We start from the raw sequence: 8,377 nt of genomic DNA on the forward strand, positions 1-8,377 counted from the left end.
CCGGCGCGCCACGGGTCAAGATGCACTAGGCCTGGACGAAGTCCGGGCCCGCGCCTTTAGACGCGAGCCCGGGGCCCGTGGGTTATACCCTAAGAGCAAACCACCCTTTTTAAGGGTGGTTCTGATTGGCGTCAGTGTTGTCGGTGGTCGTCCGCCTCTAGCGTTCGTCCACGAGCTTGGCGACGAGGGCTTTGAGCTCGGCCACCTCTCGCTCGAGTTCCTTGACGCGGCGGGCGTTCTCGGTGATGCCTTGGCGGTTGAGGGCACTCTGCTCGGCGGCGTCGTCGGGCATGTACTCGCGATGCTGCTTGGCATCGAAGCTCTCCTCGAACACGCGGCAGCCGTTGCGCTTGATGATGCGTCCCGGCACGCCCACGACGGTGCAGTTGTCGGGCACGTCTTTGACGACGACCGAGTTGCCGCCGATCTTGACGTTGTTGCCGATGTGAATGTTGCCGAGCACCTTGGCACCCGTGCCCACGGTGACGTTATCGCCGAGCGTTGGGTGGCGTTTGCCGGTCTCGTTGCCGGTGCCGCCGAGCGTAACGCCCTGGTAAAGCACACAGTTGTCGCCCACGACGGTGGTTTCGCCGATGACGACGCCCATGGCGTGGTCGATAAAGAAGTGCTTGCCGATCTGCGCGGCGGGATGAATCTCGACGCCGGTGATGTGGCGGGTGATTTGCGAGAGCACACGGGCGAGTGAGCGATGACCGTGCTCCCACAGCCAGTGCTCGGGCACGTGATTCCACTTGGCGTGCAGGCCAGGATAGGAAAGGAAGATGACCAGACCGTTTTGCGCAGCGGGGTCTTGCGCCTGGACGGTCTTGATGTCCTCGCGAATGGTATTGATAAAGCTCACCGGCCGCCCTCCCTTAGCGCCATGGCAATGCGATTCAATAAAGTATAGCGATTTGCTAGGGATTAGGAAGGACAATCTTGGAGCCATTGCGCTACAGATGTCAGTTATGCAAACTTGCTGGTAATGGAGTCATGCTTTTGTGGGGTTGCGCACGAGGGGGCACCGCAACCGTATACTGGTCAACTTGGACGTATCCGCGCCCACAACTGAGAGGTTTTACTTCATGGGTTTCATCAATTTTATCGCCGAGCTGCTTAAGGATCCGCGCACCGCGATCGCCAGCTGGATCGCCGCCGGCCCGCTTATGGCCTACGGCTGCGTGTTCCTGATCATCTTTATCGAGACGGGCGTGGTGTTCTTCCCGTTCCTTCCTGGCGATTCACTGCTGTTTGCTTCGGGCTTCTTTGCCCACAACGGTGGCTTTAACATCGTGGCCCTGCTGGCCGTCGCATGGGCGGCTGCCATCTTGGGTGATCAGTGCAACTTTATGATCGGTCACTTCTTTGGCAAAAAGATCATCGCTTCGGGCAAGGTCAAGGCCATGACGCCCGAGCGCATTAAAAAGTCCGAGGACTTCTTGGACAAGTGGGGCCACCTGGCTATTTTCCTGGGCCGTTTCTTCCCGTTTATCCGCACTTTTGTGCCCTTTATCGCCGGCATGGGCGGCATGCACTGGCGTAACTTCGTTATCTTTAACGTGCTGGGCGGCATTACCTGGTCGACGCTCTTTACGCTGCTGGGCTACTTCTTTGGCGGCATCCCCTTTGTGCAGGAGCACTTTGAGCTGCTGATCGTCGGCATCGTTGCCGTGTCGATCATCCCGACCGCGGTCGGTCTGGTTAAGGCTAAGCTGGGCAAAAAGAACGCGTAGCTCGAGCCAGCGCGCAAACCGTGCAGTTGAGGCCCGTCACAGCTTACGGTGGCGGGCCTCTTCAGCTTCGGTCAAATGAAATTACTTTAGTTAGTTAAAGAAAAACGTTTTATCCGACGCGCGTGCGGAGTACAATCTCGTGCATGCGAATCGACGTGCCATCGGTTTTGATGCTGTTCGCGTGTCCCGTCCGGCTCTACGCTCCGGGCGTGCGACGTTGCGACGCGGTCGGCCTCGGTCCTTGCGTGCGGGTTCGCGAGTATGCAACTGTGTATGTAAGGAGCGACATATGACTGTCGAGAAGAAGGATATCGATTGGGGTAGCCTCGGCTTTGGCTACATGAAGACCGATTACAGCTACGAGGCCCATTGGAAGGACGGCGAGTGGGACGAGGGTGGCCTGACCACCGACCACACCCTGCATGTCTCCGAGTGCGGCGGCATCTTCCATTACTGCCAGGAGGTCTTTGAGGGCCTGAAGGCCTACACCGCCGAGGACGGCAGCATCGTCTGCTTCCGCCCCGACATGAACGCCGAGCGTATGTACAACTCTGCGCAGCGCCTCGAGATGCCCCCGTTCCCCAAGGACAAGTTCGTTGAGGCCGTCAAGCAGGTCGTTTCTGCCAACGCCGCCTGGGTTCCGCCCTTCGGCTCCGGCGCGACCCTGTACGTGCGTCCGTTTATGATCGGCTCCGGTGACGTGATCGGCGTGGCTCCCGCTCCTGAGTACACGTTCCGCATTCTCGTGACCCCGGTCGGTCCGTACTTTAAGGGTGGCCTCAAGCCCGTTAAGCTGCGCGTTTCCGAGTATGACCGCGCGGCCCCGCACGGCACCGGCAACATCAAGGCCGGCCTGAACTACGCCATGTCCCTCAAGCCCACGATGGAGGCCCATCGCGAGGGCTATGCCGAGAACCTGTATCTCGACTCCGAGTCCCGCACCTATGTCGAGGAGACCGGTGGCGCCAACGTCCTGTTCGTGAAAGAGGATGGCACGCTCGTCGTCCCGCAGTCGCACACCGACTCCATCCTGCCCTCCATCACTCGCCGTTCGCTCGTTCAGGTTGCTCAGGACCTGGGCATGACCGTTGACCAGCGCCCCGTCGAGTGGGCCGAGGTCAAGGCCGGCACCTTTGTGGAGTGCGGCCTGTGCGGCACCGCTGCCGTCATCTCTCCGGTTGGCGAAATCGACAACAAGGTTTACGGCGCCGACGAGACCGTGACCTTCCCGGCTGGATACACCGAGATCGGCCCTGTGATGAAGAAGCTCCGCGAGACCCTGACTGGCATCCAGTCCGGTGCTGTCGAGGACAAGCACAACTGGGTTTACACCGTCGCGTGATTTGTCTTACGGATATGTCCGGCCCGAGGGCGACCTTCCTTTCCGGCGCGTCCTCGGACATGAAAGAGCCTCCGCTGCGCACTTCGTGCGGCGGAGGCTCTTTCGTCCTGCGGAGTGCGCCGGAAAGGAAGGTCGCCCTCGGGCCTGCGTCACCCTGGCGCTGTCGTACGGGCAATATAGATTTGAATTAAAGATGGTGCGCGGCCTTTTAGGCCGCGCTTGTGTTTTGCTTCGCGCCATGTGGGGGCGGTGGCGACGTGCATTTTTGCGAGTATTCTGCAATCGAAGGCCCCTGCATACCGACCTCGGGCAAAAAATCGGGATTTCTCGATGTTTTCTACGGATGATGGGCGGGGTTATGGGCTGACAGCGGTTGATTTGCAGGGATATTCGCGGTCTTTGGCATTTATCGTGGCGCCCGAAGCTCTTGGTTATGTTGAATACTCCTAAAAATGCACGGCGCTTAGAGGGGGACCTTCGCGAAAAAGGAAACCGCCCCGTCGAAGTATGCATTCGACGGGGCGGTTTATGCATTTGGCCGATTAAGGATGCGCTGCCAAACTACTAGAACTTGACGGTCGGGGCCTGACGGGCTGCTTCGGCGGCCTCGAAGCCCTGGCGCTCCTTAAACTGGAAGATGCCGGCAAAGATGACAGCCGGGAACGTCTGAATGGCGTTGTTGTAGCTGAGCACGCAGTCGTTGTAGCTCTGGCGTGCATAGCTAATCTTGTTCTCGGTATCCTCGAGCGATGCCTGCAGCTGCGTAAAGTTGGTGTTTGCCTTAAGATCGGGATAGGCCTCGGCCACAGCGAAGAGCTGGCGCAGTGCGCCGGTCAGCACGTTGTCGGCTTCCATCTTGGCCTCGGGCGTGGTGGCCTTGACGGCGGTGTTACGCGCGCTGATCACGGCGGAGAGCGTCTCCTGCTCGTGCTTGGCGTAGCCCTTGACGGTCTCGACCAGGTTGGGGATCAGGTCGTTACGGCGCTGCAGCTGCGTATCGATGTTCTGCCAGGCGTTATCGATGCGGTTACGCTTGGTGACCATGTTGTTGTAGATGCCGGCGATGGCGCAGGCAATCACAATGACAACAACGATGCCGATGATGACGGGAAGCATGATGTCTCCGTTTCGAATGGCCGCGGCGGCATGCGCCAGCTGCCGTTGGTATAACGCTACTAGTATACCCGCAACGTTTTGCCGTGCCGAACTTTCCGGTAAGCGTTGTGTTTTCGTCGGGGTCGGCACCGGGGCAAAGCGCGCGAGGTACAGGTGTAAGATATGCGACAGATTGACGAGTGTTGTCTTTGCCCTGAGGATGGCGATACCAGTGGACCTTCGCATCAAGAAAACCTACTGCGCCCTGTTCGATGCCTTTACCGAGCTTCTCGAGGAGCATCGTTTTGAGGACCTGACGGTTGCCATGCTGTGCGACCGCGCCATGATTCGCCGCACGACGTTCTACAAGCACTTTCGCGACAAGAACGATTACTTTGCCTTTTATATCGATGAGCTCATGTCGGGCTTGCCGCAAAAACAGCCCGATGAGGCCGGCGCGGTATCTGCCGAGGACGTGCGCGCGCTTCGGCACGCGATTTTGGACGATGCCATGGATTTGATTCTGGCGCACGAGCGGCTCATGGATAACATTTTGGCAAGCAGCATGTCGGGCATGTTGACCAACGTTATTTGCGACCGCATTGCCCGCTCCATCCGCGAGCGTGTGATGAACGTGCTTGCCGAGGATGCCCTGGCCCCCGTGTCACTCGAGACGACGTCTGAGTTTGTCGCCGGCGGTATTATTCGACTTTTCACGATATGGTGGGAATCGGGCCACGATCTTGAGCGTCGACCTGAGATAGCCGACGTGGTCGATGCACTGTTTGAGCGGACCATGACACCGGTGCATCACTAGGAGTGGCGGAGAGAGGGGGATTCGAACCCCCGGAACGCTCTCGCGCTCAACGGTTTTCAAGACCGCCGCATTCAACCGCTCTGCCATCTCTCCGTGAGTCGTAATGATAGCATCGTTTTGAATTTGCAACAGGGAAGGCGAACGATGACGATCACCGAAATCGACGAGAAGTTCATGCGCGAGGCGCTGGCCGAGGCGCGAGCCGCCGCGGCGGTGGGCGAGGTGCCCATCGGAGCCGTAGTGGTGCGCGACGGCGAGGTTGTCGCGCGGGCGCATAATCGTCGCGAGCTCGATCAGGATCCTTCGGCTCATGCAGAGTTCGCGGCCCTGTGCGCTGCCGCCCAGGCGCTTGGCCGCTGGCGCCTTTCCGATTGCACGGTCTATGTAACGCTCGAGCCTTGCTGCATGTGTGCGGGGCTTATGGTCAACGCGCGCGTTGGACGCTGTGCGTATGGCGCGGCCGATGCCAAGGCGGGCGCGCTGGGATCCCTATACGATTTGAATGCCGACTCGCGCCTGAATCATCGGTTTAACGTGACGGCCGGGGTCCTGGCGGATGAATGCCGTGAGCTGCTGAGTAGCTATTTTGGCGGTCTGCGCGGAGCAGGCGGCGCTGATGGCGGTTGTGGGGCCGATCTTGAGGCGCATGCCGCTCATGCCGAGGCGCTCGCGTGTGCCGAAGATATCGCCGTTGAGGCGGTTGACTTTGGCCCTGCGTGCCGCCGGCCCCGCCGTGTGCTGCTGGCGATCGACTCCTTTAAGGGCAGCGTGTCGAGTGCGCAGGCGGAGGCGGCGGTTGCCGAGGGCATACGCCGTGTGTGGTCCGATGCCGAGGTGTGTACATTGCCGCTGGCAGATGGTGGCGAGGGAACGCTCGATGCCGTTGCCGCGTGCGGCGGTGAGATTGTGACCTGCGAGGTGGCAGGTCCCTTGGGCAAGCGCGCGTCTGCCCGGATGCTGGTTGATGTCGAGTGCGAGTCGGCTGTAATTGAGATGGCCGAGGCGGCCGGCATTGGGTATTCGCCTTGTGCGGAGTCGGCGGCGTTGGCGGCCACAACCTATGGCGTGGGCGAGCTCATGCTTCGCGCGGTTCGCATGGGCGCAAAGACACTCTATATTGGTCTGGGCGGCAGCGCCACCAACGACGGTGGCGCCGGCATGCTGCAGGCGCTGGGCGCGCGTGTGGTCGATGATCAGGACTGCGATGTCGCCCCCGGTCTTGCGGGCCTTGAACACGTGTCGAGTATCGATTTGACGTTAGCGCTTCGTGCACTGAGCGGCGCTCGTATCGTTGTGCTTTCGGATGTCGAGAATCCGCTCGTGGGACGCCGCGGTGCGCTGGCGGTGTTTGGCGGGCAGAAGGGCCTGCCGACGGATGACGCTGAGGCGCTGCGCAGGTACGACAGCTGGATGGTCGGCTACGGTCGCCTGCTCGATGCGGCAATTACCGGGGTGCGGGCTCAGGGATTGTTGCGCGTGCCCGAGGGTGCTCGGACATTTGGCTCGGTGCTCGGAGTGCCCGGTGCCGGTGCCGCAGGCGGCCTGGGTGCCGCGCTGCTGGCGCTCGGGGCGGAGCTGCGTTCGGGCGTGGAGACGGTGCTCGATCTCGTGGGGTTTGACGAGCGCGTGCGCGATGTCGACCTGGTCATAACGGGCGAGGGCAATATGGATGAGCAGTCTGCCGCCGGTAAGGCGCCGGTTGGTGTGGCTCGCCGCGCCAAGCGATATGGCAAACCGGTGGTTGCCGTCGTGGGTGGTCGCGCCGTCAACCTGGATGTGGTGTGTGTGCAGGGCATCGACTTGGTGCTTCCGATCTGCCGCAAGCCCATGCCCCTCGACCAGGCACTCGAACCACGGGAAGCCACTGCCAACCTCATCTGTGCCGGCGAGTCAGCCGCCCAAGCCTATGACCTCGCTCGCCTCTAAGGCCTATCTCCCTATAAGTTGCGGTGGAATACGGAGTGTTTTTGCCTTTAAGGTGCCAATTCAGTCCGTATTCCACCGCAACTTCGAGAATGACCATTCGAGGTTGGCTGCCTTGGGTCTTGGGTCGGACCGTTTGCCACGAAATGCGGCCATCTACTACGTTAAACCGGCCACCTTCGACCATCCCGGAATTTGCAAAAACAAAACCGCAGGTAGAAAGCTTGCCGATTTTCGAAAAAGCCGGCTATGGTTGACCCCTGCGGCCTAAACGTAGTAGATGGGCCCTTTCTGTGGTGCGGCACCAAGCCGGTCATTTTGGGATCGGACTATTTTGACTACTCATTGGCTGCTCTGGCAATCGGGCTGCAAAAGTAGTCAAAAAAGCTCCGTCCCAAATTAGCTACCTTGCTCTGGCGGGCGGGAGCAGGTAAGATATACCGAGCGCCTAGCGCGTTCGATGGGTTCGGATGACGACATGTTCCGAATCTGGTCAGGTCCGGAAGGAAGCAGCCATAAGGAGCCTCTGTCGGGCATCCGAATCCATCGAGCGCACGGGCTTTCTTTTTGCGCGGTTTTACCAAACCGCGCAATGCTCGACGCTGCGCGCCACCCAGAGCGACAATTTGTCATTCAAAAGGCAAGGCATGACCAGAAGGTCTATGCCTTGCCTTTTTCATGCCAACTTGTTCGCTCTGGGTGGCGCTCGCTGGCTTTGCCAAAACATCGATGGCTACGCGTCAGGAGGCGGCGAGGTGTTTGGTGTCTCGCTGGTCCTCGGCTTCGCCTGCGGGATCGCTCGACTACCAAACACCTCGCCGCCGACCGGGCCCCGTCGTCCAAAAATCATCCGTAAAGGCGCGTTTATCTAATTTAAATCTATCCCTTGTGGAATGCGGCTTGCTGGTGTTGTCTGGGCATTGATGGCTATGTGGTTCAAGAGGCGGCGGTGCTGTTGCTTGAATTTTTGCAGTTAAAGAGGCCCGTTTCCCTGGGTTGGGGAAACGGGCCTCTTTTCTCTCTGGGTTTGTGGATTGGCGAAGGTGGTATGCTCTGGCAGCTATTTTGAGTTCCTGATGCGGCGTGTGGCTGTGGCGGTTATTCCGAGGCCTGCGGCGGCGACTGCTGCGAGTGCGATTGCGCTCGGCGCTGTGTCGCCCGTGTTTGCGAGCTTGCCGGTGGTCGTATTTGCTTGCTTGGTGGAGCTCGATGGAGCGTATTTGCCGGTCGCGGGCGAGCTGGCGGGCTGTGCCGTTTCGGCCGGCTGCGCTGAGCTGGAGGGTTTTGTCGTCTCGGCGGGTTTCGTTATCTCGGGAGAGGTGGTCTTATCTGCCGCGGCCTTTGCCTCTTCGTATGCCTTGCAGGCGTCGTCATAGGCCGCTTGCGCCTTTTCCAAATCGCCGAGGAGCGCATTTCGCTTGGCTATGTCCTCGTCGATGTGGGCTTTAGCTTCCTTTGCCTCACTTT

General features: G+C 60.0%; 7 protein-coding genes, 1 tRNA gene and 1 other RNA gene. 5 read left to right on the forward strand and 4 right to left on the reverse strand.

Going from position 1 to position 8,377, the window contains the following annotated elements:
* Window positions 1–157: 157 nt before the first annotated feature.
* Window positions 158–862, reverse strand: coding sequence for a serine O-acetyltransferase (gene cysE / locus AAA021_RS09380; RefSeq protein WP_040359553.1), 705 nt, complete (start codon window positions 860–862; stop codon window positions 158–160).
* A 223-nt stretch (window positions 863–1,085) separates the two neighbouring features.
* On the opposite strand from cysE, the gene AAA021_RS09385 reads away from it, so the two are divergent.
* Both AAA021_RS09385 and AAA021_RS09390 read left to right on the forward strand, forming a co-directional pair.
* Window positions 1,086–1,733: a VTT domain-containing protein gene (locus tag AAA021_RS09385; RefSeq protein WP_349089022.1), complete on the forward strand. Its 648-nt coding sequence runs from the start codon at window positions 1,086–1,088 to the stop codon at window positions 1,731–1,733.
* Window positions 1,734–2,022: 289 nt separating this feature from the next.
* The gene (locus AAA021_RS09390; protein WP_035138743.1) at window positions 2,023–3,075 is read left to right on the forward strand and encodes a branched-chain amino acid aminotransferase; all 1,053 of its coding nucleotides are present in this window, start codon (window positions 2,023–2,025) and stop codon (window positions 3,073–3,075) included.
* A 564-nt stretch (window positions 3,076–3,639) separates the two neighbouring features.
* Here AAA021_RS09390 and AAA021_RS09395 read toward each other — a convergent pair.
* Window positions 3,640–4,191, reverse strand: coding sequence for a LemA family protein (locus AAA021_RS09395; protein WP_171021549.1), 552 nt, complete (start codon window positions 4,189–4,191; stop codon window positions 3,640–3,642).
* Between the two features lie 211 nt (window positions 4,192–4,402).
* Between AAA021_RS09395 and AAA021_RS09400 the strand changes: the two genes are divergently transcribed.
* Window positions 4,403–4,987 carry a TetR/AcrR family transcriptional regulator gene (locus AAA021_RS09400; RefSeq protein WP_349074770.1) on the forward strand — a complete coding sequence of 195 codons (585 nt, stop codon included), beginning with the start codon at window positions 4,403–4,405 and terminating at the stop codon, window positions 4,985–4,987.
* Between the two features lie 3 nt (window positions 4,988–4,990).
* On the opposite strand, the gene AAA021_RS09405 is transcribed toward AAA021_RS09400, so the two are convergent.
* Window positions 4,991–5,080 (reverse strand) — tRNA-Ser (locus tag AAA021_RS09405).
* A 51-nt stretch (window positions 5,081–5,131) separates the two neighbouring features.
* Between AAA021_RS09405 and tadA the strand changes: the two genes are divergently transcribed.
* The gene (gene tadA, locus AAA021_RS09410; protein WP_349089024.1) at window positions 5,132–6,913 is read left to right on the forward strand and encodes a tRNA adenosine(34) deaminase TadA; all 1,782 of its coding nucleotides are present in this window, start codon (window positions 5,132–5,134) and stop codon (window positions 6,911–6,913) included.
* 454 nt (window positions 6,914–7,367) lie between these two features.
* Window positions 7,368–7,463: signal recognition particle sRNA small type (gene ffs / locus AAA021_RS09415), an RNA gene on the forward strand.
* A gap of 507 nt (window positions 7,464–7,970) precedes the next feature.
* Here ffs and AAA021_RS09420 read toward each other — a convergent pair.
* On the reverse strand, window positions 7,971–8,377 hold a 407-nt coding region (locus tag AAA021_RS09420), incomplete at its 5' end, for a hypothetical protein (protein ID WP_349089026.1).

This window comes from Collinsella sp. CLA-JM-H32 (assembly GCF_040098165.1).
Lineage (GTDB): Bacteria > Actinomycetota > Coriobacteriia > Coriobacteriales > Coriobacteriaceae > Collinsella.